The organism is Arcobacter sp. CECT 8983 (genome assembly GCF_004118855.1).
Lineage (GTDB): Bacteria > Campylobacterota > Campylobacteria > Campylobacterales > Arcobacteraceae > Halarcobacter.
This window is the reverse complement of the sequence record NZ_PDKF01000002.1, coordinates 347346-372130: the sequence shown is the minus strand read 5'-3', so window position 1 is coordinate 372130 and position 24785 is coordinate 347346. Positions and strand designations below refer to the sequence as shown.

At 27.4% G+C, this 24785-nt stretch carries 22 protein-coding genes and 7 tRNA genes; 13 read left to right on the top strand and 16 right to left on the bottom strand.

What is annotated here, in order from left to right:
• Positions 1–9 precede the first annotated feature (9 nt).
• From CRV01_RS01890 to CRV01_RS01880, 3 genes are all read right to left on the bottom strand, one after another.
• Complete coding sequence (locus CRV01_RS01890; protein ID WP_129006512.1) at positions 10–1053, bottom strand: Cj0069 family protein; 1044 nt, start codon at positions 1051–1053, stop codon at positions 10–12.
• 97 nt (positions 1054–1150) lie between these two features.
• Positions 1151–2116: an aminodeoxychorismate synthase component I gene (locus CRV01_RS01885; protein WP_129006510.1), complete on the bottom strand. Its 966-nt coding sequence runs from the start codon at positions 2114–2116 to the stop codon at positions 1151–1153.
• Between the two features lies 1 nt (position 2117).
• Positions 2118–2993: an aspartate carbamoyltransferase catalytic subunit gene (locus CRV01_RS01880; protein ID WP_129006508.1), complete on the bottom strand. Its 876-nt coding sequence runs from the start codon at positions 2991–2993 to the stop codon at positions 2118–2120.
• Between the two features lie 96 nt (positions 2994–3089).
• Here CRV01_RS01880 and CRV01_RS01875 point away from each other — a divergent pair, with 96 nt between their 5' ends.
• The 4 genes from CRV01_RS01875 to CRV01_RS01860 all read left to right on the top strand — a co-directional run bounded on the left by CRV01_RS01875 (position 3090) and on the right by CRV01_RS01860 (position 9811).
• On the top strand, positions 3090–5384 hold the full coding sequence (locus CRV01_RS01875; protein ID WP_129006506.1) for a fatty acid cis/trans isomerase: 2295 nt from the start codon (positions 3090–3092) through the stop codon (positions 5382–5384).
• 63 nt (positions 5385–5447) lie between these two features.
• Positions 5448–6632, top strand: coding sequence for an aspartate aminotransferase family protein (locus CRV01_RS01870; protein ID WP_129006504.1), 1185 nt, complete (start codon positions 5448–5450; stop codon positions 6630–6632).
• Positions 6610–7794: a TolC family protein gene (locus tag CRV01_RS01865; RefSeq protein WP_258238284.1), complete on the top strand. Its 1185-nt coding sequence runs from the start codon at positions 6610–6612 to the stop codon at positions 7792–7794. Before CRV01_RS01870 ends, CRV01_RS01865 begins: the two co-directional genes overlap by 23 nt.
• A gap of 43 nt (positions 7795–7837) precedes the next feature.
• Positions 7838–9811: a cache domain-containing protein gene (locus CRV01_RS01860; RefSeq protein ID WP_129006500.1), complete on the top strand. Its 1974-nt coding sequence runs from the start codon at positions 7838–7840 to the stop codon at positions 9809–9811.
• Here CRV01_RS01860 and pyk read toward each other — a convergent pair whose 3' ends face one another.
• Entirely contained in the window at positions 9812–11263 is a 1452-nt protein-coding gene (pyk, locus tag CRV01_RS01855; RefSeq protein ID WP_129006498.1) for a pyruvate kinase, read from the bottom strand.
• A gap of 112 nt (positions 11264–11375) precedes the next feature.
• On the opposite strand from pyk, the gene CRV01_RS01850 reads away from it, so the two are divergent.
• The 5 genes from CRV01_RS01850 to CRV01_RS01830 all read left to right on the top strand — a co-directional run bounded on the left by CRV01_RS01850 (position 11376) and on the right by CRV01_RS01830 (position 16527).
• Positions 11376–12392: an SAM-dependent methyltransferase gene (locus CRV01_RS01850; protein ID WP_258238283.1), complete on the top strand. Its 1017-nt coding sequence runs from the start codon at positions 11376–11378 to the stop codon at positions 12390–12392.
• Positions 12393–12488: 96 nt separating this feature from the next.
• Entirely contained in the window at positions 12489–14564 is a 2076-nt protein-coding gene (locus CRV01_RS01845) for a methyl-accepting chemotaxis protein (RefSeq protein WP_129006496.1), read from the top strand.
• Positions 14565–14657: 93 nt separating this feature from the next.
• Complete coding sequence (gene thiS / locus CRV01_RS01840; protein ID WP_129006494.1) at positions 14658–14858, top strand: sulfur carrier protein ThiS; 201 nt, start codon at positions 14658–14660, stop codon at positions 14856–14858.
• 10 nt (positions 14859–14868) lie between these two features.
• The gene (locus CRV01_RS01835) at positions 14869–15204 is read left to right on the top strand and encodes a YraN family protein (protein WP_129006492.1); all 336 of its coding nucleotides are present in this window, start codon (positions 14869–14871) and stop codon (positions 15202–15204) included.
• A gap of 42 nt (positions 15205–15246) precedes the next feature.
• Positions 15247–16527, top strand: a complete 1281-nt coding sequence (locus CRV01_RS01830) for a DNA polymerase IV (protein ID WP_129006490.1) — start codon at positions 15247–15249, stop codon at positions 16525–16527.
• A gap of 8 nt (positions 16528–16535) precedes the next feature.
• Here the strand turns inward: CRV01_RS01830 and CRV01_RS01825 are convergent.
• A tRNA-Met gene (locus tag CRV01_RS01825) sits at positions 16536–16612 on the bottom strand.
• A gap of 20 nt (positions 16613–16632) precedes the next feature.
• Positions 16633–16707 (bottom strand) — tRNA-Gln (locus CRV01_RS01820).
• A gap of 170 nt (positions 16708–16877) precedes the next feature.
• On the opposite strand from CRV01_RS01820, the gene CRV01_RS01815 reads away from it, so the two are divergent.
• The 4 genes from CRV01_RS01815 (at position 16878) to CRV01_RS01800 (ending at position 20989) form a co-directional block, all read left to right on the top strand.
• Complete coding sequence (locus CRV01_RS01815) at positions 16878–18719, top strand: 7TM diverse intracellular signaling domain-containing protein (protein WP_129006488.1); 1842 nt, start codon at positions 16878–16880, stop codon at positions 18717–18719.
• Positions 18712–19401 (top strand): response regulator, encoded by a 690-nt coding sequence (locus CRV01_RS01810; protein WP_129006486.1) that lies wholly within the window; start codon positions 18712–18714, stop codon positions 19399–19401. The genes CRV01_RS01815 and CRV01_RS01810 overlap by 8 nt, the downstream gene beginning before the upstream one ends.
• Before the next feature lie 74 nt (positions 19402–19475).
• Complete coding sequence (locus CRV01_RS01805; protein ID WP_129006484.1) at positions 19476–20237, top strand: hypothetical protein; 762 nt, start codon at positions 19476–19478, stop codon at positions 20235–20237.
• Between the two features lie 68 nt (positions 20238–20305).
• Entirely contained in the window at positions 20306–20989 is a 684-nt protein-coding gene (locus CRV01_RS01800) for a response regulator (protein ID WP_129006482.1), read from the top strand.
• A gap of 44 nt (positions 20990–21033) precedes the next feature.
• Here CRV01_RS01800 and CRV01_RS13615 read toward each other — a convergent pair whose 3' ends face one another.
• The 10 genes from CRV01_RS13615 to CRV01_RS01755 all read right to left on the bottom strand — a co-directional run bounded on the left by CRV01_RS13615 (position 21034) and on the right by CRV01_RS01755 (position 24785).
• A complete protein-coding gene (locus CRV01_RS13615) occupies positions 21034–21174 on the bottom strand; it encodes a hypothetical protein (RefSeq protein ID WP_164969995.1) in 141 nt (46 codons plus the stop codon).
• Positions 21175–21242: 68 nt separating this feature from the next.
• A tRNA-Met gene (locus tag CRV01_RS01795) sits at positions 21243–21319 on the bottom strand.
• Between the two features lie 79 nt (positions 21320–21398).
• Positions 21399–21483 (bottom strand) — tRNA-Leu (locus tag CRV01_RS01790).
• Positions 21484–21536: 53 nt separating this feature from the next.
• A tRNA-Arg gene (locus CRV01_RS01785) sits at positions 21537–21613 on the bottom strand.
• Positions 21614–21657: 44 nt separating this feature from the next.
• Positions 21658–21734 (bottom strand) — tRNA-His (locus CRV01_RS01780).
• A 10-nt stretch (positions 21735–21744) separates the two neighbouring features.
• Positions 21745–21822: transfer RNA gene (locus CRV01_RS01775), tRNA-Pro, on the bottom strand.
• A gap of 110 nt (positions 21823–21932) precedes the next feature.
• Positions 21933–22715 (bottom strand): thiazole synthase, encoded by a 783-nt coding sequence (locus CRV01_RS01770; protein ID WP_129006480.1) that lies wholly within the window; start codon positions 22713–22715, stop codon positions 21933–21935.
• A gap of 23 nt (positions 22716–22738) precedes the next feature.
• Entirely contained in the window at positions 22739–23047 is a 309-nt protein-coding gene (cutA, locus tag CRV01_RS01765) for a divalent-cation tolerance protein CutA (RefSeq protein ID WP_129006478.1), read from the bottom strand.
• On the bottom strand, positions 23044–24429 hold the full coding sequence (locus CRV01_RS01760) for an NAD(P)H-hydrate dehydratase (RefSeq protein ID WP_129006476.1): 1386 nt from the start codon (positions 24427–24429) through the stop codon (positions 23044–23046). The genes cutA and CRV01_RS01760 overlap by 4 nt, the downstream gene beginning before the upstream one ends.
• Before the next feature lie 11 nt (positions 24430–24440).
• Positions 24441–24785, bottom strand: coding sequence for a translation initiation factor SUI1 (locus CRV01_RS01755; RefSeq protein WP_129006474.1), 345 nt, complete (start codon positions 24783–24785; stop codon positions 24441–24443).

The following is a 24785-nucleotide window of genomic DNA, read 5'->3' as shown; positions in this document are numbered from 1 at the left end:
AGGATAATCCTACTTTTTCTTAAATTTTTTCTTTTTTGTTTCAAAAACCTTTGCAACTTCTTTTGCATATTGAAGTTCTGTTGTAATTCCTACACAAGAACAATTAATTTCTGATAAAACATAAATATCATTTCCATCTTTATCATAATCCATAATATAATCCATAGTCCAAAGAAGAGGATAATTTTGTCCTTTTAAAAATGGTTTTAAATCCTTTAAACCTTTTGTTGTAAGCTTTACTACATCTTTCCATTTTGGTTCATCTGGTGACTCATATTTGTATTGAGCTCCTGAAAATAGTGTTGCAGAAAACTCCCCTTCTTGAGGTTTTTTATGCACAACAGAAATAGGTTTATCATTTACTAGTAATACTCTAACTTCACCTTCTGAAATTCTTTCTAAATATCTACATCCTACAAAACCATTTTTCTCTTTGAAATATGCAGCATACTCTGATTCTTCTTCAAATCTTGATTCAAACTTTTCTAAAAATTCATTGATATTATCATAATAAAATTTCTCATTGTTTACAGCCTCAACAGAGAAAATTGAACCATCATCTTTTTTAGATACTAAATATACACCCTCACCTGTAGAACCATAGTTTGTTTTTAAAACTCTAATTCCATATTTATCTAAATCTGCAGGAAATTTTCTTGCAAAATCAGTGAATGTATTATAAAAGTATGTATCTTCATCTCCAAGTCTAGTTCCTTTTAGTTTTGCTAGGATATCTTTGAAATCAAGATTAATCATAACATCTGGATGAGTATGAATTTCAACTCCTGAATTTCCTAATGCTTTTAGAAATTGAAAATATTCATCAACTTCTTTTAAATTTCCTGGATTAATTCTACTTATTACTGAAACTGCTTTTTCTTTTAGATACTCAAGTAGTTCATATTTTCTATTTGGTCTATAAAAAACTATTTCAGTTTTATAATCAGTTACATCCTCAATTGCGTCTAAAATTGGTTTTGTATCAGGCCTAAATCCATCAAACCCTTTATCACTTCCTTTTGCATACTCTATTACAAAAATAGTGTTTCTCATTTCTTCTCCTCAAAAAAAATTTCAAGGATTTTAATAGAAAAAATTAACTTTTTGGTTACAATATTAAAAAATAAGTTTTTGTGTAATCTTTTTGTAATTAAAAGGGTAAATAAACTTTATCAATAAGCTCTTTGTATTCATCTTCTACATTAGAGTCACAAGTAATTCCACCGCCACTTTTATAATAAAGCTTACCTTCTTTATCTTTTTCAATAAACCTTATTAAAACGCAAGAGTTTAATGATTTTCCATCATATACTCCAAAAATACCTGTATAAAAATCTCTATCATAAGTTTCATTCTCTTTTAGTATCTCTATAGTTTTTTTCTTTGGTGTTCCTGTTATTGAACCTGCTGGTAAAATTGAAGTTAAAATATCCCCTATTTTACTATGCCAATCTTCATTAAGATGGCCTGTTATTTTTGAGCTAACTTGCAAAAGTTTTTTATTTCCTGCATTTATTTTATCAATATATCTAAACTTATCTACTTTGATTTTATTTGAAACAATTCCTAAATCATTTCTAAGTAAGTCAACAACCATAGTATGCTCTGCCATCTCTTTTATATTTCCTAAAATCTTAGCACTTGCATTCTCTATTTTACTATCAATTGTTCCTTTCATAGGAAAAGTCATGATTTTATTCTTTTTAATCTCTACAAACTTTTCAGGAGAAAAACAAACAAATTTGTCAAAAAACTTTAGTTTATATTTAGCATTTGCTTTTTCATAGATTTCATCTAGTGTAAATTTTGTTTCTATTTTTGTTTTTGCTGTTAAATTTAAAATATAAGAGTTACCATTTTTTATATGTTCTTGTAAAATATCAAAACTCTTTTTATACGCTTTAAAAGAGATTGGATATTTCTTTAACTCTTTCTTTTCTAAATTTTCATTTGCTAATTTTGAAGATACCTTTTCATTAATCTCATACTTTATTTCGCTAGAAAGTTCTTTTAGTGGTTTCACATAAAATTGTGATAAATCATAAGAAATTAGGAAAAAAAATGGCTCCCTTGAAGAGCCATATTTATTTAATATATTTTGTAAGTCTTTATTCAATTTATTTAATAAGTTTTTTTAGAATTGCCATTCTTACTGCAACTCCATTTCTAACTTGCTCTAAAATTTTATTTCTAGGGTCTGCTAACATTTCATCTGAAATATCAATATTTCTATTTACTGGTCCTGGGTGAAGTAATAAAATATCTCTATCTCCAAAAGTATCTTTAGTTACACAATAATCTTTTGCATATTCAGTTAATGATGTAAAGTAAACTTCATTGTGTCTTTCAAGTTGAGTTCTTAAACTCATTACAACATCTACTTCATCAATAATTTCAGATAAGTTATCATACTGTTTAAACTCATCATTTTCATATTTAAAACAATCTGGTGCAACAAAATTTACATCAATACCAAAAGTAGGTAAAAGTTTTTTATTTGAGCCTGCAACTCTTGAGCTTTTTACATCTCCAATAATTGCAATTTTTTTACCTTCTGTTTCTCCTTCAAAGTGTTCATAAATAGTAAATAAATCTAATAAGGCTTGAGTAGGATGTTCATTTTTCCCATCACCTGCATTGATAATTGGACAATCAACATGTTCAACTAAAGTGCCAGGTAATCCACACTCACTATGTCTAATAGTAATTGCATCTGGACTCATTGCATTAATATTTGCAATAGTATCAAAAATAGTTTCGCCTTTGCTTCTTGAACTTCTTCCAACATCTAAAGAAATTACTTGTGCCCCTAATCTTTTTGCTGCCATTTCAAAAGCACTTCTTGTTCTAGTAGAATCTTCAAAAAATAGATTTACAATAATTTTACCTTTTAAAATCTCATTACTTTGCATATCTAAAAACATTTTTGCATCATCAAAAAGTTCTAAGATTTCATTTTTTGTAAAGTCAGAAGTAGATATGAGGTGTTGCATTTTTTCCCTTTAATTTTAGTTTTGATTTTATCAAAAACAGCTTTAAAAATTTAAATTAATGTATAATGTTTTCATTAATAACTTTAGGATTTATATATGCACCTTCCCCAGCACTTTTTACTGGCTTTATTTTTAGTTTTCTCAAATGTCTTATTTGCAACAGAACAACTCTCTTATACAAAAGATATCAAACCTATTTTTGATAATAGATGTGTTACTTGTCACTCATGTTACAACTCACCATGTCAATTAAAACTTTCATCTTTTGAAGGACTTACAAGAGGTGCTTCAAAAGAAGATATATATGCAAATAGATTAAGTGCTGTTGAACCATCAAGACTTTTTGTAGATGCAAAAACAGAAGAACAATGGAGAAAAAGAGATTACTTTTCAGTAACAAAGAAAGAAGAATCAAATGAATCTATAATGTTACGACTATTAAAAGAAAAACAAAAGAACCCTATAAATAAAGGAGACTATTCTCCTGAAACAGATGAATTAGCCTGTGTGAAAAATCAAAAAGAATTAGATGATTATTTAGAAGATAATCCTCACAAAGCTATGCCTTACGGCTTTCCTGCTTTAAGTAAAAAAGAGCATAATATTTTAAAATCATGGCTAAATTCTAGTAAATTAAAAGATGATAAAAAAGATTTAACAACTACTTTAGAAAAAAATCAAATAAAAAAGTTTGAAAAGTTTTTTAATAATGAAAACATAAAGTATCAAGTTACGGCTAGATATATCTATGAACACTTATTCCTAGCACACCTAAGTTTTGATAAAAATAGTCAAAACTTTTTTCAAATAGTAAGATCAAGAACAAAAAGTGGAAAAATTGATATTATTGCAACAAGATTTCCATATACTCAAATTGAAGAAAAGTTTTACTATAGAATAAGACCTATTACATCAACAATTGTTCATAAAACACATATGGTTTATAGTTTAGATGACAAAAAATTACAAACATATAAAGATCTATTTATAAATACAAAATGGCATGAAAAGCCTCACATGCCTCTTTTTGACACTAAAGTCTCTGTGAATGCATTAAAAACATTTAAACAAATACCTGCAAAAAGTAGATATAAATTTATACTTGATGATATTCATTATTTTATAATGACATACATAAGAGGTCCTGTTTGTAAAGGTCAAATTGCACTAAATGTAATCAATGACCATTTTTGGGTTATGTTTATGGACCCAGAAGCAGATATCACAGTTAATGATAAAAACTTTTTAGATAATAACCTAAAAAATCTTTCTATCCCAAATAAGTATGGAGAAACTCCTGACTTAATAGAAACCTTTACAATTATCAAAAACTATCAACAAGCAAAAATATATTTTGAAAATAAAAACAAAGTTTACAAAAATCATTACCCAAAGGGCTTAGGCTTTGAACATCTGTGGAAAGGAAATAAAAATAGTAATGACTCTGTTTTAACTATTTATAGACATTTTGATTCAGCTTCTGTTCACAAAGGTGCTTTAGGAAATATTCCAAAAACTATGTGGGTTATTGATTTTCCTTTAATTGAAAGACTTTATTATTCACTTGTAGCTGGATTTGATGTTTTTGGAAGTACATCACACCAATTTTTAGTAAGAAAACATATGGATAGACTTAGAATTGAAGGGGAAACAAACTTTTTGGAGTTTTTACCTAAAGATGTAAGACGTGAACACTTTAACTCTTGGTATAAAGGTTGGTTTGCTAAAAGATTGTCTTTTTATATTCCTTCTGATAATGAACCAAATATAAACTATGAAACAAAAAAATATAAAACAGAATTTACCAATAAACTATTTTCATATTTAAATATACAAAAAGATAAAATCAATTTTATAGACAAAGAGTATGTTCCAGCAAAAATATTAGAAAGATATACAAATAAAAAAGAGATTGAAGAGACTTTAAAAACATTAACCCTTCCAAACAATTCTAAATTTATTCAATATCATACAGATGATAAAACAAATTTAGCTTATATAAAAATAGAGCTTGAAAATGGTGAAAATCTAATTTATACTATGATTATAAATAGATGGCATGATAATGTTGCACTTATGTTTGATGAAGATTCAAGATTAAATCCCAAAAAAGATAGAATCAATTTTATTAAAGGAATAGTTGGTTCATATCCTAATATCTTTATTAAAGTGAAACAGAAAGATTTACATGAATTTTTTACTCTTATAAATGACTATCAAGAAAGCCAAGAAGAAGAAAAATTAATTTTAAAATATATAATAAATAGAGCAAATCCTAATTTTTGGGATGATTACGATTGGTTTACCAATGAGTTTAAAAAGCAAAATAAACTACAGTTTGGACTTTTTGACTTAAATCGATATTATCAGAAAGCTATAAATAATCATTGATAACTTTCGTTAATATTAATTAGATATAATTACTTTTATATAATATATTTTTTAGGAAAACAGATGTTAGAAACACTAGATAAGCAGTTTGTACTTCAAACATATGCAAGAAATTATGTAAACTTTAAAAAAGGTATAAACGCAACACTTTTCGATGAAACTGATAAAGATTATATTGATTTCACTTCAGGAATTGGAGTAGTTTCAGTAGGTCATGGAAATAAAGAAGTTGCAGATGAAATTAGTAAACAAGCTAATAATATTATTCATATTTCAAACCTTTATGCAATTGAACCACAAGCAAAACTTGCAGAAAAGATTGCAAAACTTTCAGAAATGGATGTTGCAACATTTTTTGCAAACTCTGGAGCAGAAGCAAATGAAGGAGCTATTAAATTAGCAAGAAAATATGGTGAAACTAAATTTGATAAAAAAAGATATAAAGTAATTACTTTAGAACACTCGTTCCATGGAAGAACTATCACAACAGTTAAAGCAACAGGACAAGCATCAATGCACTCACCAAACTTCGCACCATATCCAGATGGTTTTAAATATGATGCAAGAATTGATGATATATATAATTCAATCGATGATGAAACTGTTGCAGTTATGATTGAGTTAGTTCAAGGAGAAGGTGGAGTTCAACCCTTTGATAAAAAAGATATACAAGAACTTGCAAAGTTTTTAAAAGAGCAAGATATTTTATTAATTATTGATGAAGTTCAATCAGGAGTATATAGAACAGGTGAATTCTTAGCTTCAAATCTATATGAAATTGAACCTGATATTATCACTTTAGCAAAAGGTCTTGGAGGAGGAGTTCCTATTGGAGCAGTTGTAACTAAACTTAAAGACCTATTTACTTATGGAGACCATGGTTCTACTTTTGGAGGAAACTATTTAAGTACAGCAGCAGCTTGTAAAGTAGTAGATATTTTAGATGATTATAAAAACTCTGGGCAATTAGATGAAATTATTATTTATTTTGATAACAAATTAAATGAACTTTCTAAAAAACACTCTGCTTTATTAAATGAAAAAGTTGGTGTAGGCTTAATGAAAGGTATTAGAATCAAAGATGCAGACACCCTTGCAAATATCATTAAAAAAGCTTTTGAAGAAGGTGTTTTAGTTTTAAGAGCTGGAAAAAATACATTAAGACTTTTACCTCCATTAACAATATCTAAAAAAGAGATTGATGAAGGATTTAAAAGGTTAGATGATGCAATATCTAAAATTAGCTAGTCTATTTTTTATTTCAACAGTTTTTATATCTAATACTTTTGCTAAACAGTTAGATGAAAAAATACTTTCACAAGATAGATTGGATATTATTGATTTTTCTAAAAAACAAAATGAAGAAAATAGTTCAAAGTTAAGAAAAGACTGGATTAACCCAGTTACTTTGAGCTATAAAAAAGATTATACTGAAACTTATGATACAGCAAGAAGTATGATATCAATAAACCAACCTATATTTAAAAGTGGTGGAATTTATAGTGCAATAAAATATGCAAATGTAAACTACAAATATAATGATTTAGATATTGAAACACAAAGAAAAGAGTTAATAAAACAAGTAACTACTTTACTTTTTAATCTTCATATTATAGATTTAAATATCAAAAAAAATGAGTATTTATTAAAAAATGCAAATATTGATATTCAAAGAAAAAAAGAACAAGTATTAAATGGCTTTTTAGATACTTCTTTTCTAGACAATGCCATTATAGATGCAAATACAGTTAAAAACTCTTTAGCAGATTTATACTTTCAGAAAAAAGAGTTAGAAAACAACTTTAATAATCTAGCTAGTAAAAAGTATACAAAGTTTGAGTTACCAAAGTTAACTCTTACTGATAAAGAAAACTTTTTAGCAAACTCACTAGAACTAGCAAAAGCAAGAGTTGATATAAAACAAAAAGATTATCTTATAACAATGTCTTTATCACAATACCTACCTACTTTTAGTGTAAGTATGGACTATAGTCATTATCACGATACAGATGAAAACCCTGCAATCAATGATGAAACAACAACTAACTATGGTGTTTCTGTTTCAATGCCAATTGATGTAAGAGCATTAAATGATGTTCAAGCACAAAGAATTGAATATTTAAAAGCAAAATTAAACCTAAATAATATAATTTTAGAAGAACAAAACTTTTATAAAACAAAACTTTCTAAAATAGATATGATTGAAAGAAAAAAAGACATAGCAAAAGAAGACTATAAACTATATGACTCTTTACTAAAAATTATTGTTGAAGAAAAGAATGCACAATTAAAAACACAAAGTGACGTTGATACTTTAGCAAACTCACAAAAAATTAAATCTTTAGAAGTGGATATATTAGAACTACAAAAACAAATTGAACTTTTAGAGATATATTCTAAAATTATTTAATTAAACTCTCAATTATTATAGCTTTATGCTATAATAATTTATTATGAGTAAATTAACTAATGAAATAAAAATCATAAAATGGATTGTACTTCTACCAATTATTGGGGTAATACTAACATCTTTTATTCTTACAAACATATTCATATCTTCAAGATATGAATCACATAATAATGAAATAGATAAACTACAAGAAATCCATACTTTAGAATTAAAACGCTCAATAAAAGAGAAGATTGATAACTTAACACTTCTACTAAATGAAAACTATAAAAATGAAATCATCAGATCAAAACATGCAATAAGAGATATTGTAAATCTTGGTTACCTGAATTTAAACCTTATGTATAAAAATCATTCTCATCTTTCAAAAGAAGAGTTTTACTCTTTCATAAATGAAAGAATGAGTAAATTAAGATTTTTTGAAAATAAAGATGGATACTTTTTTCTTTATGATAGAAAAGATGCAAAAGTGATTTCTAATGCAAGTACTCCTTCACATGTGGGGACTTCTTTTAAAAATATAGAAGATATAAAAGGAACTAGTCTTTTTGAAAATTTTGAAAAAACATTTGAGAATAACAAAAATCAAGGTTTTGCTACTTGGTACTGGAATAGACCTAACTCAAAAGAAAAAGAAAAAAAAATTGGGTTTATCAAAATATATGAACCTTTGAATATTGTTATTGGTAGTGCTTTATATACAAAAGATATTAAACAAAAAATATCAAATAATTCAATAGAATTTTTAAAAAAACTTAAATATCCTAATGGTTCATACATTTTTATTATAGATTCAAAAGGTACATCAATTTTACATAGAAATAAAAAGATAGAAGGAGTACCACTTAATAAACTTGATGAGAAAATACAAGAAAATGTAACTTCAATAGTTAATAAAGCAATAAAAAATAAATCTGCATTTATAGAATATCAACAGTCAGAAAAACTTTTTAAAGGATATGTACCCTCTAAAAAAATATCTTATGTTAGATATGTACCTGTTCTAGATTGGGTAATAGGTACTGGTCTTTATAATGACAATTTAAATAAAGAAATAAATAGAAAGCAAGAGCTTTTAGAAAAAAACTTAGAAAATGATATTGCTACTATAGTTTTTGCTTCACTTCTTGTTACTATTGTGATTATAATTATTATCTTGATTTTATCAAAGAGATTAAAAAATATTTTTCAATACTATTCAAGAAGCTTAGAAAATAGTAATAACAAACTTCATAAATTAAATGAAGAATTAGAAGATAAAGTAAAAAAACAAGTTAATACTCTTAGACAAAAAGACTCTTTATTAAACCAACAAGCAAAACTTGCAGCTATGGGAGAGATGCTTGGAAATATTGCTCACCAATGGAGACAACCTTTATCAGCTATTAGTACTTTAGCAAGTGGTATCAGGGTAAAAAAAGAGATAGGTAGAATTAATGATGAAGAATTGGATAAAGATTTACAAGGAATTGTAACTAGTACTAAACTATTATCAAATACAATTGATGATTTTAGAAACTATTACTCAAAAGATAAACATATCAAAGAGTTTAAAATTGAGGGTACTTTAAATAATGTATTAAATCTTATTTCTGCAAACTTATCAAATAAAGATATAGAACTTATTTTTAATATAGAAGAAGTTTTTATTCACAGCTATGAAAATGAACTTATACAAGTACTTTTAAATATTTTAAATAATGCAAAAGATGCCTTACTTGAAAAAAACTCTCCTAGATATATCTTTATAACAATAAAAAAACAAAAAAAGAATGCTCTGATTGAAATTTATGATAATGCAGGTGGAATAAAAGAAGATATCATAACTAGAATTTTCGAACCATATTTTACTACTAAATTTAAATCTCAAGGTACTGGAATAGGTCTATATATGACTAAAAATATAATTGATTCAAATTTAAAGGGTGAAATTGAAGTTGAGAATAAAGACTTTACTTATAAGAACGAAAAATTCAAAGGAGCTTTATTTAGAATAAAGCTTCCTTTTAAAATCTAACTATTTTTTCTTCATCGATGGAAGATTTAAATAATAATCCATTTCTGATGGTGTTAAAATTTTAATGGTATTTGTACTTCCTGGAATACCAACTGGATATCCAATTGTTGCTATATAAACTCCTTCTTTATCAAGTACACCTTTTGCTTCAAGTTTTTTAAGCATAATATGGATCATCTTAGAAGCTTGTGCAGCTTTTATTTTAGCAATTGGAAATACTCCCCAGTTTGCACATAAAGGATTTAAAACTCTTCTTTTATGAGAGAAAATATAAATTGGTGTTCTTGGTCTATATCTTGATATTTTCATGGCTGATTTACCAGAACTTGTAAGAGCAATAATACCTTTTGCACCTAAATCATCTGCTAATTTTGTAGCTGTTGCTTGAATAACATCAAACTCATCATGATATGCTAATTTTTCATGTTTATCATAAGGATAAATTTCTTCTGTCTTTTTAATAATATTTGCCATTGTTTGCACAGTATTAATAGGATCAACTCCAACAGCACTCTCTTCACTTAACATAACAACATCAGTTCCATCTAAAACAGCATTTGCAACGTCTGAGATTTCTGCTCTAGTTGCTCTTTCATTTTCTGTCATAGATAAAAGCATTTGAGTTGCAGTAATAACTGGCATACAAGCTTCATTTGCTTTTTTGATAAGTCTTTTTTGAATTGTTGGTACCTCATAATAAGGAACTTCAATTCCAAGGTCACCTCTTGCAACCATTATTCCATCACTTGCTTCAATAATTTCATCAATATTTTCAACGGCATCAAACTTCTCAATTTTTGCAATAAGTTTTCCTTTATAGTTACCTAGAAGTTCTCTTGCATGTTCCATATCTCTTCTATTTTGTACAAAAGAAATTGCAAAGTAATCAACCTTGTTTTCAACACCCCAAGCAATATCTTTTTTATCTTTTTCAGTAATTACATCTATATCAATTACAGTATTTGGAAAATTGATTCCTTTTTTAGAAGCTAATATACCATGGTTTTCTATTACTGCTTTGATCTCTTCACCTGTTTCAATTACTTTAGCTCTTATTGTTCCATCATATAAATAGATATATTCATCTACTTTTACTTTGTCTAGTAATTCTGGATAATTAATAGAAACAATATATTTTTTATCAGCTTCTTTATAACCAACTATTTCATTTCTAACAAAAGTAATTTCATCACCTTTTAATAGTTCAAAAGGCTCTTTTACATCACCTATTCTCACTTTAGGTCCAGAAATATCTTGTAATACTGCAATAGTAGTATTAAGATTATTCATAGCAATTCTAATATTATTTAATGTATTTAAATGATATTCATGATCACCATGTGAAAAATTAAGCCTGAACATATTTGCTCCAGCTTTTATTAGCCCCTCAATCATCTCAACACTGTTACTTGCAGGTCCTAGTGTTGCTAAAATCTTTGTTCTTTTTTCCATTGGGCTACTCCTTATTTTAAAATAATTTATTACCGTTATTATATCTAAATTCATTTACAATGTAGTTACACCTTGTATAGGAATCTCAAACTTTTTTAGCTAAACTTCAAAAATGAATTCAAAGAAAAAAACTTTTAAACAATATATGCAAGAATGGCTTTATTCTAATGATGGTTATTATAGTAATTATAAAGAGATTGGAAAAGAAGGGGACTTTTATACTTCTGTTTCAACTTCAAGTTTTTTTGGTGGAGCAATTGCTAAAGAAATAGTAGATGAAATTCAAAATGGTAACTTAAAAGAAGACACTTCAATTGTAGAAATTGGAGCACATCATGGTTACTTGCTAGCAGATATAATTCAATTTATATATACACTTAAACCAGAACTTCTAAAGAGACTTAACTTTGCTATTGTTGAAAGATTTGAACATTTACAAAAAGTGCAAAAACAGTATTTAAAAGAATCATTTGGCAATGAAATTAATTTCATTCATTATAATGATATAAAAGAATTAAAACTAGATTCTGCATTTATTGTTGCAAATGAAATATTTGATGCCTTTGCTTGTGAGCTAATCTTAGAAAAAGATAAGGTTTTGTATCAAGGATTTATTGAAAATGAGAAAATAGTTTTTAAAAAATGTGAAAATAAAAAGCTTCTTGAACATTGCAAAAAATATAAACTTACTAAAGGTGAAGTTTGTTTAGATTATGAAGAGTTTATAAGTGTTATATGTAAAAATATAGATAACTTTCACTTTTTAACCTTTGATTATGGAGATAAATTTTACAGAAATGACTTCTCTGCAAGAATATATAAAGACCATAAAGTATTTCCTATATTTGATAAAGAAATGGATTTATGCATAAATTATAAAAATAGTGATATCACTTATGATGTTTGCTTTAATTATTTAACTAATATTTTTAAAGAAAAGAATATCAATAATATTAAGTTTAATACTCAAATGAATACACTAGTTGATTTTGGAATAATTGATTTACTTGAAATTTTAAAAACTAACACAAATGAGCCTACATATTTAAAAGAACTACAGAAAGTCAAACTTCTTATAGAACCTACTGGAATGGGAGATAGGTTTAAAACTTTATATGTAAAAAAGTAACAATTATAATAAATTTTTTTTTTATTTTTTTTAAAAAACTCCTTTATACCTTAGTTTAAGTAAAATAATATAGATAAATTATGACTAGGGACTTGAATGAAAAATCTATCGATAAAAGCAAAGCTATTAGCCATTGTAATCAGTTCTATTGTAATTGTTTCAGTGATTATTTTAGTTGAATCAAATATTGCACTATACAAAACCTCTGAAACAATTACAGATAAGTTTGAAAGCGATGCTTATAGCTCAAAAGAAGCAGAATTAAAAAGTTATGTACAAATAGCTGTTAAAACTGTAGAGGCATTTTATAAAAGAGCTCAAATTAATCCTGAGAAAGAAGAAGTTTATAAAAAAGCTGCTTTAGATGCCATTGAAAGTATCAGATATGGCAAGGCTGGTTACTATTGGATAAACGATTCTCATCCAAATATGATTATGCATGCTATTAAACCAGCACTAAATGGGAAAGATTTATCTAAAATCAAAGACCCAAATGGAGTTTTTTTATTCAATGAAATGGTAAAAATTACACAAGGAAATCCAAAAGGTGGTTTAGTTGAATATGTATGGCCAAAACCAGGTTTTGAAAAACCACAACCAAAATTTTCTTATGTAATGAAGTTTGAGCCATGGGATTGGATTATTGGAACAGGAGCATATGTAGATAATATTAGTAGTTCAATTAATAAAATGAAAGCTGCAACTGAAGAAGAAATCTTCAATACTATGATTACAAATATTATAATTATTCTTATAGTTATGATTATCTTAGCTTTCATAATGTTACTAATTGCAAAGAAAAGTATTTTTGATCCACTTGAAAACTTCCAAAATGGTTTACTTTCTTTCTTTAAATACTTAAATAAAGAACAATCAAATGTTGATATGCTAGATGATAGTAGTAAAGATGAGATTGGTACTATGTCTAAAGAGGTTAATGAAAATATAAAGAAAACACAATCTTTAATTGAACAAGATGCCGCTTTAATAGATGATGTGAAAAGAGTTGTAGAAGAAGTAAAAGCTGGACACTTAGATAAAAAGATTGATAAAACAACTCAAAATGAAGCCCTTAAAGAGTTACAAATTATCTTTAATGAAATGCTTGAAATTATGGAAAATAATGTTCATAATGATATCAATGAAGTTAACAAAGTATTAAGCAGCTTTAAAAATAGAGACTTTAGAGAAAATATTCAAAACCCTAAAGGTGAAGTTGCAAAAACACTAAATGAGTTATCTGAAATTATCAATAGAATGTTACTTGATAATTTAAAAAATGGTACAACAATGAATGAAAATGCTGAAATGCTAAGATCAAATGTTGAAAAATTAAGTGTTAGTTCAAATCAACAAGCTGCATCATTAGAAGAAACAGCAGCTGCATTAGAAGAGATTACTGGAACTATTACAAATACTTCTGGAAATATTACACAAATGGCAACATATACTCAAGAATTAACAAACTCTGTTAAAATAGGTCAAAATCTGGCAAACGAAACTACTTCTTCTATGGAAGAAATAAATGCACAAACTGAACTTATAGCAGATGCAATTACTGTAATTGACCAAATTGCATTCCAAACAAATATTTTATCATTAAACGCAGCAGTAGAAGCAGCAACAGCTGGTGAAGCTGGAAAAGGTTTTGCAGTTGTTGCAGCTGAAGTTAGGAACCTAGCTAGTAGATCAGCTGAAGCAGCTAAAGAGATTAAAACTATTGTTGAAAATGCTACAGAAAAAGCAAATAATGGTAAATCAATTTCTCAAAAAATGATTGAGGGATATGATGGAATTTATGCAAAAGTTCAAGAGACAGAAAGTTTAATCAATGATATTACAACTGCTTCAAAAGAACAAACAACAGGTATTGCACAGATTAATGATGCAGTTGCACAACTAGATAAAGCAACTCAAGAAAATGCAAGTATTGCAAACAATACAAGTGATATTGCAAATCAAACTTCACAAATGGCAATAAATATTGTTAATGAAGCAAATAAATCAGAATTTTTGAATAAATCAAGTGTAAATACAACAAAATCTTCTTCTAATAAAGTTGATTATTCAAACCAAACTACTACTTCAAAAAAAGTAGAACAAAAAGAACCAGCACAAAATAAAGTAATTAAAGCAGAAAAAAGCAATGACGATGAATGGGAAACTTTCTAGTTTCCATTCATATCTTAAAACAAAAAGCTTCTTTTATATTTGATAAGTATAAAAGAAACTTGTGTTAAAATCACTAAAAACAAAGGAATCTAAATGGAGCTTATTGTTAATGGAGAAAATAAAAATTTCCCAGATAACTCTACATTACAAGCAATTATTGATGAATTAAGAATTGAAGAAAAAGTAATGGCAGCTGCTGTAAACATGGAAATTGTAAAAAAAGATGAGTGGAATTCATATACTGTAAAAGAAAATGATAAACTTGAACTTTTACAATTTGTTGGTGGTGGTTGATTAAAAAATTATGTCAACAAAAGAAAAAGGTCAAGTAGCTGAACAAAAAGCATGTGACTATTTAAAATCTTTTGATTTTGAAATAATAGAACAAAACTTTTATGCCAAAAAACTTGGTGAGATAGATATCATTTCAAAAAAAAATGATATCTATCACTTTATAGAAGTAAAATCCTCAATTGACTATGAATCTGCTATAAACAACATAACTGCTTCAAAAATATCAAAACTAAAAAGAAGTATTGACTACTATTTACAAATAAAAAAACTTGATGTATCTTATTGTATAGATGTAATTATCATTGTTGATGATGAAATTGATTTAATTTCAAATATTACCATATGAAATTTTATTGCAAATTGAAATATTATTTGCTATAATAATTTTATGTTTTTACACTTAGACTTAGACTGCTTTTTTGTATCTGCCCATAGAACTGTTGATAAAAGTTTAGAAAATATTCCTGCTGCTGTAGGAGGAAGAAGTAATCTAAATATTTTTTCTAGTCAAAAAGAGCTTAGAAAAATTAGCGAAAATGGAGGAGCTTTTGTAAGTACCATTCTTACAAATGAAGGAGAAAAAAGCTTTAAAGAGTATTTTGTAGATGAAAATGGAAGAATAAGAGGAATTATAACAACAGCCTCTTATGAAGCAAGATCCTTTGGAGTTAAAACAGCTATGAGTGTAAATGAAGCTTTAAAACTCTGCCCTAAGCTTAAAATGCTTCCACCAAACTACCCTTTATATCATGAGTTATCAAAAAAACTAAGTGACTTACTTAAAAAAGAAATTCCCCTTGTAGAACAGTTTTCTATTGATGAATTTTTTGGAGATTTAAGTGGTTATATAAAAGATGACGAGGTAGAAGAGTTTGCTTTCAAATTAAAACAAAAGATTCAAAAAGATTTAGATCTTCCTATTTCTATAGGGATAGCTCCTTCTAAATATCTTTCAAAATTAATTACAGAATATGCGAAACCAAATGGAATAAAATATGTTAAAAAAGAGCATATTAAAAATTTTATCCAAGATATTCCTATAGAAGAGTTTCCTGGTATTGGAAAGAAATATCAAGAGAGATTAAAGGGTTATGGAATAAAAACCCTAGGTGATATAGAAAGTAAAAAAGAACTATTTTACTCATGGAAAAAACCAGGAATTGAGCTATACAATAGAGTTTGTGGACTTGAAGATAATAAACTTAATATGAAAAGAGATAAAAAATCTATTGGTATAGGAAGAAGTTTTGATGCAATTTATGATAGAGAAGAGCTTATAAGAAGAGTTATAATCCTTAGTAGATATTTATCATTTTTAGTGAAAAAAGCTAAAAAAAACCCTTTATCATATGCTTTACAAATAAGATATGAGTCAAGAATTAAATCAAAAGATTTTATAAATGTTAATAGAATATTTAATGAAGAAGATTTTAAAGCCCAGATAAAACAATTATTTATTAAAAATGATAACCATCCTTCTCACGGTGTTGTTCAACTAAATATAACTGTATATAATTTTTCAAAAGAGAATGAACACACCTATAATATTTTTGAATATGAAAATGACTTAAAAAAGAAAAAACTAGGAAATGAAATACAAGCTTTAAGAGAAAAATATGGTATTGATATTATTAAAACAGCTTCTGAAATAAAAAAAGATAAAAATTAAAATAAAATTGGTTGCGGAAGCTGGATTTGAACCAACGACCTTCGGGTTATGAGCCCGACGAGCTACCGGACTGCTCTATTCCGCGGCTAACCAATATTGAAAAAGTGGCTGGGGTAGCAGGATTCGAACCTACGAATGCTGGTACCAAAAACCAGTGCCTTACCGCTTGGCGATACCCCAAACTAAAAGTTGCTTTAACTTTTAGGGTTGAAATTCTAACAAATAAACCTTAAATTAATATAATATAAGGCTATGTGTTACTATTTTCCTAAATAATAACAAAAAAGATATATTTTATATGTAAATAATCTATCTTGTGTATAATTTAATAATTATTATTAGGATACTTAATGCTCAATAAAATTATTATTTCTATGTTTTTATTATTTACTACTCTTTATGCTAAACCTGTTTTAGTTTATGAAGATATAAAAAAGCTAGATATATTAAAATATTCAGATATATACATTGACTATACAAAAGAATTAACTATAAATGAGATAAAAGAGAATGAAAATCTTTTTGAAGAAAATAGTGAAAGTAGGCTCTCATATGGATATGCCCCAAACTTTAATGTATGGATACGTTTCAAACTAAAGAATCCAACAAATAAACCTATTAAAAAAGTTTTAGAATATGACAATGCACTAACAAGTCATGTCACATTTTATGATTTACAAAATAATATAAAATCTTTGAAGGGCTTATATTTTAGACATAATGATATAAAAACTGTAAACCCTGTTTTTTTACTTGTTATCAAACCAAAGAGTGAAAAAACTATTTATATAAAAGCAAGTTCATATATTACTACTATGATTATAAAACTAAAACTTTGGGAAAACTTTACTTTCTTTGAAAAAGAGTTAAAACATCAAATGATACTTGCTTTATTTTTTGGAGCAATGTTTATCTTAGGAATATATAATCTATTTATCTACTTTTTTACTAAAGATATAAGCTACTTATACTATGTAGTATATATTGTTGGTATTATTATTCATCATATTTTATATGTTGGTTTTGCAACAATTTATATACTTCCTCAAGGCTGGATTGAAGAAGTATTGAAGTTTGCATCTGTGATTGTTGCTATTCCTATAATAGCCCTAGCTTTTTTTACAAAAGAGTTTTTAAATATAAAACAATATCCTAAAAATAATGCTTTCTTGAATTTTTATTTAATATTAATTCCTATTTCAATAGTCTTTTTCCTATTGACTGACGAATATGATAAACATAGAAATACATTAACAATGCTTTTATTAATCTATTTAATGGGTCTTACTTTATATGCAACAATAAAAAGAAATAAACAAGCATACTTCATACTTTTTGGTTGGTTTGTATTTTTAATATCTGGACTTACTATGTTTTTATCAAGTGCCGGAATATTTAATGTTTATGACTATTTCCCATATATTGTAGAAGCTTCCTTTGTATCTGAAGCAACTATTTTTTCAATTGCCCTTGCAAATAGAATCAATAGTTTGCAAAAAGACAAAGATGAAGCAAATAAAAGACTTATTGTTCATCAGAAAAATGAAACAAAAAGACTAAGCAAAGAAGTATCTTTGAGAACAAAAGATTTAAAAGAGACTCTTGTAGAAAAAGAGTTGCTTTTAAAAGAGTTAAATCATAGAGTTAAAAATAATATGCAAACAATAGTATCATTGATAAGACTTCAAGCCGATGAAATACACAATGAAAAACTTCAAGATATCTTAGTAACAATTCAAAACAGAATAAATGCAATGAGCCATTTACATGAGTTATTATATAAGCAAGATAATATCTCACATGTAAATACCTATGAATATTTTGAAGCTTTAATTGAAGAAGTTATTGATAGTTATCAAAAAGATGTTGATATTGATTTAGATGTAAGAGCCAATATAAAAATGGAACAAGCAGTTTATTGTGGTCTTATTTTAAATGAACTTCTTACAAACTCATTTAAATATGCTTTCCCTGACTTTGTAGGAAATATAGAAATCAAGCTTTTTAAAAAGAATAATCAAATTATTTTCCACGTTAAAGATAATGGAATTGGTTTTGACGAAAATAAAAAAACTGATTCTTTAGGTTTAACCCTTGTAGATACACTTGCAAAAAATCAGCTAAAGGGTGATATCAAGATAAAATCAACAGAGGGAGTAGAAACAAAAATTATCTGGCAAGATGATGACTAATGAAAAATTTCTAATTGTAGAAGATGAAACAATTGTTGCTTTAGATATAAAAAAGAGTATTGAAAAACTTGGTTACTTTGTAGTAGCTTGTGCTACAAACTATGATGAAGCATTAAAATGTGTAAAAGAAAATGACCCTTCTATTATTCTTATGGATATAAATCTAAAAAATAGTAAAAGTGGTATAGAAGCAGCAATAGATATACAAAAAATTAAAAATATTCCTATTATTTATATTACTGCTTATTCTGATGAAGCAACAATAAAAAAAGCAGTCAAAACAAATCCAATAGCATATTTATTGAAACCTTTCAAAAGAGAAGAATTAAAAACAACAATTTATTTAGCTTTGCATAAAATAAATAGCTCTATTGAATTATTCAAAAATAAAGACTTCATCCATTTAGGCTTAAACTACTACTATAATATGAAAGATGAAACACTATTTTATGAAAACCTAATAATTAAACTAAGCACAAAAGAAAGAACCCTTTTAAATATTTTAGTAGAAGCTAAAGGTTCAATTGTCTCTTTTAATAGCTTGGAATATATACTCTGGCCTGATTATCCAGTATCAAAAGGAGCATTAAGAACCTTGATTTATAGATTAAGAGCTAAACTAGAATACAAACTTATTGAGACTATTCCTAATGTTGGATGTAAAATAAATACCACTTTCTAAGCCCTAATTTTCACAATTTTGTGACATAAACTGTGACAATACCCATGTAAGATTTGTCTAAAAAAGGACAAACAATGAGTCACTTAAATAGAAACATATCAATTAACTTCTTGCAAGAGTTTGTAAAACATAATATAAATAAACAGATAAATCACCTGCCTGAAAAGTTCAATGAAGAGCAAAGATATGCTCTTGAAGTATTTAAAAAAAGAGTTTTTCTAGAAGAAACTATTGAAGAGACCATTAGTTTTAATAAAAGATTGAATTGGGATAATAGATACACAAATACAAGTTTAGCACTTAGTGCTGAAGAACTTATTGAAGTTTTTAAACTAAGAAGTAATGTTTACCATGAAATCTCTTATCAAAAAGAGTGTCCAGATGTGATTGCTGGATTAAATTTTGATGTATTTGATAAAAACTCAGCAGTAATTTATTGTAAGAATAATAATGAAATATCTGGAACAATAAGATTGATATTTGATTCAAATCATGGGTTACCATCTGAAAAAAAATGTTCTTTTACAAAACAAAGAGAAGAGTTTAACCTTATAGGTGAGATATCAAGAAATATTGTTAAAAATAGAAACAAAGGTCTTAATCAAGAGTTTAAATATCTAATGTGTGGTATCTACAATATATTTATAAATAATGACATCAATCTAGCTCTTTCAGGGATTAGAGCAGATCATCTAAAACTATTTGAAAAGCTTGGTGGAGTGAAAGTAGAAAAAGAATTAGATTCTTATGGAAATGTTGATATTCCTTTTTTAATAATTTCTTATAATCCTAATTTGGCATCTAAATTTTTTAAAAAAGTATTCTTAAAAGAGTAAGCGTGACTAAGGTGTGACAAAAAAATGATATAATTCTATATAAAAAAATAATTTTTGAAAACGAGATCATGAATAAAGTACTAATAGTAGAAGATGAAACAATTGTAGCACTTGAAATCAAGAAAGTTTTAGAAAAACTTGATTTCATTGTAACAGACATGGCAACAGATTATGGTAGCGCCTTAAAAAGTGTTAAAGACAATAAACCTGATATTATATTAATGGATATTGATTTAAGAGATGACAAAGATGGTATCGATGTCGCAAAGCAAATACAAAAAACTAGCAATATCCCAATTATCTATACAACAGCATACTCTGATGAAAAAACATTAAATAGAGCCATTGAAACTAATCCTGTAACTTATTTAATAAAACCATTTAAAAGAGATGAACTTAAATCAAATATTCTTTTAGGTATATATAAAAGTAAAAATGCAGTTGTACCTAAAATTGACAAAAGTCTTATGAGATTAGGATTTGATTATTACTTTGATAAAGAAAAAGATAAACTATACTACAAAGATATGTTTATAAAACTTGGTCTAAAAGAGAGACAATTACTTAGAATACTAATTAGAGCAAATGGAGCTGTTGTAACTTTTGAGGATTTAGAGTATAAGATTTGGCATAATCATACTATTTCAGCAAGTACCTTAAGAACTCTTATTTATAGACTTAGGTCAAAACTTCACTATGATTTAATAGAAACTATTTCAAATGTAGGGTGTAGAATAACAATAAATGAGTAAATATAAAAAGAGTTAACTCTTTTTATATTTTAATATTTTATTTACTATTTTATAAATAAAGTAAGTAGTCTATTAGGAATTACAATTCCTGATTTACTAAGTGCATCTAAAACATTCTCATTTTTCTGAAGTAATCTAAAAAATACTTCTATTTTCTTAATTAAATTTATTTCTGTTATTGACATATTATTGTTCCTTTCATCTAAAAAAACAATTTATTGTGTGGATTAAAACTCTTTTGATAGTAATAATTTGGTTGCGGAAGCTGGATTTGAACCAACGACCTTCGGGTTATGAGCCCGACGAGCTACCGGACTGCTCTATTCCGCGGCAATTTAACATAATGTTAATAATAAATAAAAATAAGTAGATTTTTAACTTAAAGTTATCGATTTTTATTATAGTAAGGTGGTGCGGATGAGAGGACTCGAACCTCCACACCGTGAGGCACCAGATCCTAAGTCTGGCGTGTCTACCAATTTCACCACATCCGCATATAGACAAAAAAAAAGATTCAGTTGAAAAACAACTCAAATCTTAAATAAAGTGGTACGCCTGACACGATTCGAACGTGTGACCGATGCCTTAGAAGGGCATTGCTCTATCCAGCTGAGCTACAGACGCATGTAAAAAAATTATATAAAAATCATCCTGAAAGAATGATAAAATGGGGTAAGTAATGGGATTCGAACCCACGACCCTCTGAACCACAACCAGATGCTCTAACCAACTGAGCTATACCTACCACTCAAAAATGGTCGGGGCGAGAGGATTCGAACCTCCGGCCCCCTGGTCCCAAACCAGGTGCGCTAACCAGACTGCGCTACGCCCCGAAACATTCACTAATCTTTCAAAAAGTGGACGGAATTATACAACATAAAAAAAAATTTGTCAAGACTTTTTATAGGAAATTAGAAAAAATTTTCTAATTTCCTATTTTTTACTAAAATTGGATTAGTCCATCCACTGGTGAAGAAGCTGTTGCATAAGGTTTTTTAGGTATTCTTCCTGCTTTGTATGACATTCTTCCTGCAATAGTTGCATATTTGAAAGCTTCTGCCATTTTCATTGGATCTTGTGCTTGTGCTATTGCAGTATTTGCTAAAATACCATCTGCACCTAATTCCATTGCATAAGAAGCATCACTTGCACAACCTAGTCCTGCATCAACTAAAACAGGAACTTTTACTGCATCTTTTATAAATGCGATATTATAAGGATTTTGAATTCCAAGACCAGAACCAATTGGAGCCGCTAATGGCATAATTGCATCAGCTCCAGCTTCTTCTAATCTTTTTGCAACAATTGGATCGTCACTTGTATATGCCATTACCGTAAAACCATCTTTTTTTAATACTTCACAAGCTTTAATTGTATCAATTACATCTGGGTACAAAGTTTTTTGTGCATCACCAATAACTTCAAGTTTTATAATATCAATACCTGTAGCTTCTCTCATAAGTCTAAAAGTAGTAATTGCTTCTTCAGCAGTAAAACATCCAGCAGAGTTAGGCAGAAGTTTTACATTTGTATCTTTAAAATAATCTAATAAATTCTCTTCATTTGGATTTGTAATATTAACTCTTCTAATAGCAACAGTAATAAGTTCACTTCCACTTGCTAATGTTGCATCTTTAGTTGTTTGGAAATCTTTATATTTCCCAGAACCAACAATTAATCTACTATTAAATTCATAATCACCAATTTTTAAAATCTGGTCATTCATTTTTGTTTTTTCCTCCATAAGTTTTAACAATTTATTTCTATAAACTTTTTATAATCTTTACTTGAATCACTAATATCTAAGCCTATAATTTCCGGCACATCATAGCTATGTAATTCTTTAATTTTGCTTTTGATTTTTTTGAAATTTTCTTTTTTAGTTTTAATACTTAAAAGCACTTCTTTATCATTGCAAAATTCATCTTTCCACATATATAAAGACTCTATTTTACTCATTTGAATACAAGCTGCTAATTTTTTTTCAATAAGCACTTGTGCTATTTTCTTAGCTTCACTCTTTGAAGCACATGTTGTTTGTACTAATAATAGTTTCATAATTTTCTAACCTCTTCTACTAAATCTGCTGGAATTAGTGAGTAATTATTTTTTCTATAGTTATTTGCTGCCATAGCATGAGCTAAACTTGCAACTTTTGCTGCTTCAAGTGAATCATAGCCTTGGGCAAGTAAAGAAGCTACTAGACCACTTAAAACGTCTCCACTACCACCTTTACTAAGTACTGCACTTCCAAAACTATTTATATAAATATTTTTATCTTTACCAATAAGAGTATTAGCACCTTTTAAAAGTAGTGTTACCATAGGATATTTATTACAAAATAAAGAAACATATTCAAATCTATTTTTTTGTAATTCATCAACTTTTATATCAGTGATCTTACATAATTTTAAAAGGGCACAAAACTCTTTAGGATGGGGAGTTAAAACAACATCTTTTTCAAGTTTGTCTAATATAACCTCTTCATAAAAAAGATCTGCATCAATTATTGTTGGAATATCATTGTCTAATATTTTTTTTACCTCATCAGTTTCATATTTTCCAAGCCCCATACCAATAGCTATTGCAGTACAATTATCACTTAAAAAATGTGTTTGCATAATATGATATGGTAAATCTATATCTTCATGACTAATAACACTTACAAGCCCTACTCCAAAACCAAAAGCTGCTTTAGCAGCAATTACTCCTGCTCCCATTTTGCAGCCTGCAACTACATTTAAATGTCCATATGAACCTTTATGTGAGTTTTTCTTATTTCTAAATGGTAACTTCATATCTTCTTTTTCAAGTAAAAAGATATTTGTTTCATCTTCATAAATATCTCTTTGAACACCTAAGTTAGCTACTTCTATTCCACCTACATAATCTTTGGCTTCATCACTAAAAAGTGCTATTTTTAAAGCTCCCATAGTAATAGTAGTATCAGCATAAAAAGCCTCTTGGTTTATTTGCCCCTTAATATTTATACCACTAGGAATATCACAAGAGATTTTGTAACTTTCATATTTATTTAGAGTGTTTATTATATTTAAAGAGTTTTCATCTAAGTCTTTATTTAGTCCACTTCCAAAAAGACAATCAACTACGATATCACATTGTATTAATTCATCAACTAAAGATAAACCTAAAAGCTTTACTCTTTTTTCTTGAAGTTTTGCCATTGAAGATTTAGCACCAAAAGGCAAATAAAGTTTAATATCAAATTTATTATAAAGTAATCTTGCAAGGGCAATTCCATCTGCACCATTGTTTCCTGGACCACATACTATTAAAACAGAACTTTTTTCTTCAAACTTTTCTTCAATAAATCTAGCCATAGAAAAACTTGCATGTTCCATTAATATATCTTCTGTTAAGGAAAACTTGTTATAACACTTTTTATCTAAAGAGTTTACTTCATAAAAAACTTTCTTCATATTTAAAACCTTTATTTTTTAAACTTCCAACCCTCTTTTTCTAAAGTTAGTTTTATCTTCTGTTTTACATCACCTTGAAGCTCAATCCACTCTTCTTTGATACTTCCACCACAAGCAAGCTTTTTCTTTAGAAGTTTTAAAAGCTCTTTTTTGTCTTTCTCTTCAAGATAAAATCTTCCAACTAAAGTTACTGGTTTACCTTTTCTTTTTTCAAAAGTAAAAACTAATTGATGTTGATTTTTAGGAATTACTTCACTAGATTTAGACTTTTTCTTTTTGTCCTCTTTCTTTGTGTCAAACTCATTTCCTGAAAGATCTGAGCCCATATTTTGAGCTAATAAATCAGCTAAACCCAT

Coding starts and splice junctions, on each gene's coding strand:
- CRV01_RS01830 (WP_129006490.1), top strand. CDS start 15,247: ATGTTTTTACACTTAGACTTAGACTGCTTTTTTGTATCTGCCCATAGA.
- CRV01_RS01870 (WP_129006504.1), top strand. CDS start 5,448: ATGTTAGAAACACTAGATAAGCAGTTTGTACTTCAAACATATGCAAGA.
- CRV01_RS01755 (WP_129006474.1), bottom strand. CDS start 24,785: ATGGGTTTAGCTGATTTATTAGCTCAAAATATGGGCTCAGATCTTTCA.
- CRV01_RS01800 (WP_129006482.1), top strand. CDS start 20,306: ATGAATAAAGTACTAATAGTAGAAGATGAAACAATTGTAGCACTTGAA.
- CRV01_RS13615 (WP_164969995.1), bottom strand. CDS start 21,174: ATGTCAATAACAGAAATAAATTTAATTAAGAAAATAGAAGTATTTTTT.
- CRV01_RS01835 (WP_129006492.1), top strand. CDS start 14,869: ATGTCAACAAAAGAAAAAGGTCAAGTAGCTGAACAAAAAGCATGTGAC.
- pyk (WP_129006498.1), bottom strand. CDS start 11,263: ATGGAAAAAAGAACAAAGATTTTAGCAACACTAGGACCTGCAAGTAAC.
- CRV01_RS01815 (WP_129006488.1), top strand. CDS start 16,878: ATGCTCAATAAAATTATTATTTCTATGTTTTTATTATTTACTACTCTT.
- CRV01_RS01865 (WP_258238284.1), top strand. CDS start 6,610: ATGCAATATCTAAAATTAGCTAGTCTATTTTTTATTTCAACAGTTTTT.
- CRV01_RS01850 (WP_258238283.1), top strand. CDS start 11,376: ATGAATTCAAAGAAAAAAACTTTTAAACAATATATGCAAGAATGGCTT.
- cutA (WP_129006478.1), bottom strand. CDS start 23,047: ATGAAACTATTATTAGTACAAACAACATGTGCTTCAAAGAGTGAAGCT.
- thiS (WP_129006494.1), top strand. CDS start 14,658: ATGGAGCTTATTGTTAATGGAGAAAATAAAAATTTCCCAGATAACTCT.
- CRV01_RS01810 (WP_129006486.1), top strand. CDS start 18,712: ATGACTAATGAAAAATTTCTAATTGTAGAAGATGAAACAATTGTTGCT.
- CRV01_RS01760 (WP_129006476.1), bottom strand. CDS start 24,429: ATGAAGAAAGTTTTTTATGAAGTAAACTCTTTAGATAAAAAGTGTTAT.
- CRV01_RS01860 (WP_129006500.1), top strand. CDS start 7,838: ATGAGTAAATTAACTAATGAAATAAAAATCATAAAATGGATTGTACTT.
- CRV01_RS01805 (WP_129006484.1), top strand. CDS start 19,476: ATGAGTCACTTAAATAGAAACATATCAATTAACTTCTTGCAAGAGTTT.
- CRV01_RS01880 (WP_129006508.1), bottom strand. CDS start 2,993: ATGCAACACCTCATATCTACTTCTGACTTTACAAAAAATGAAATCTTA.
- CRV01_RS01770 (WP_129006480.1), bottom strand. CDS start 22,715: ATGAATGACCAGATTTTAAAAATTGGTGATTATGAATTTAATAGTAGA.
- CRV01_RS01875 (WP_129006506.1), top strand. CDS start 3,090: ATGCACCTTCCCCAGCACTTTTTACTGGCTTTATTTTTAGTTTTCTCA.
- CRV01_RS01845 (WP_129006496.1), top strand. CDS start 12,489: ATGAAAAATCTATCGATAAAAGCAAAGCTATTAGCCATTGTAATCAGT.
- CRV01_RS01890 (WP_129006512.1), bottom strand. CDS start 1,053: ATGAGAAACACTATTTTTGTAATAGAGTATGCAAAAGGAAGTGATAAA.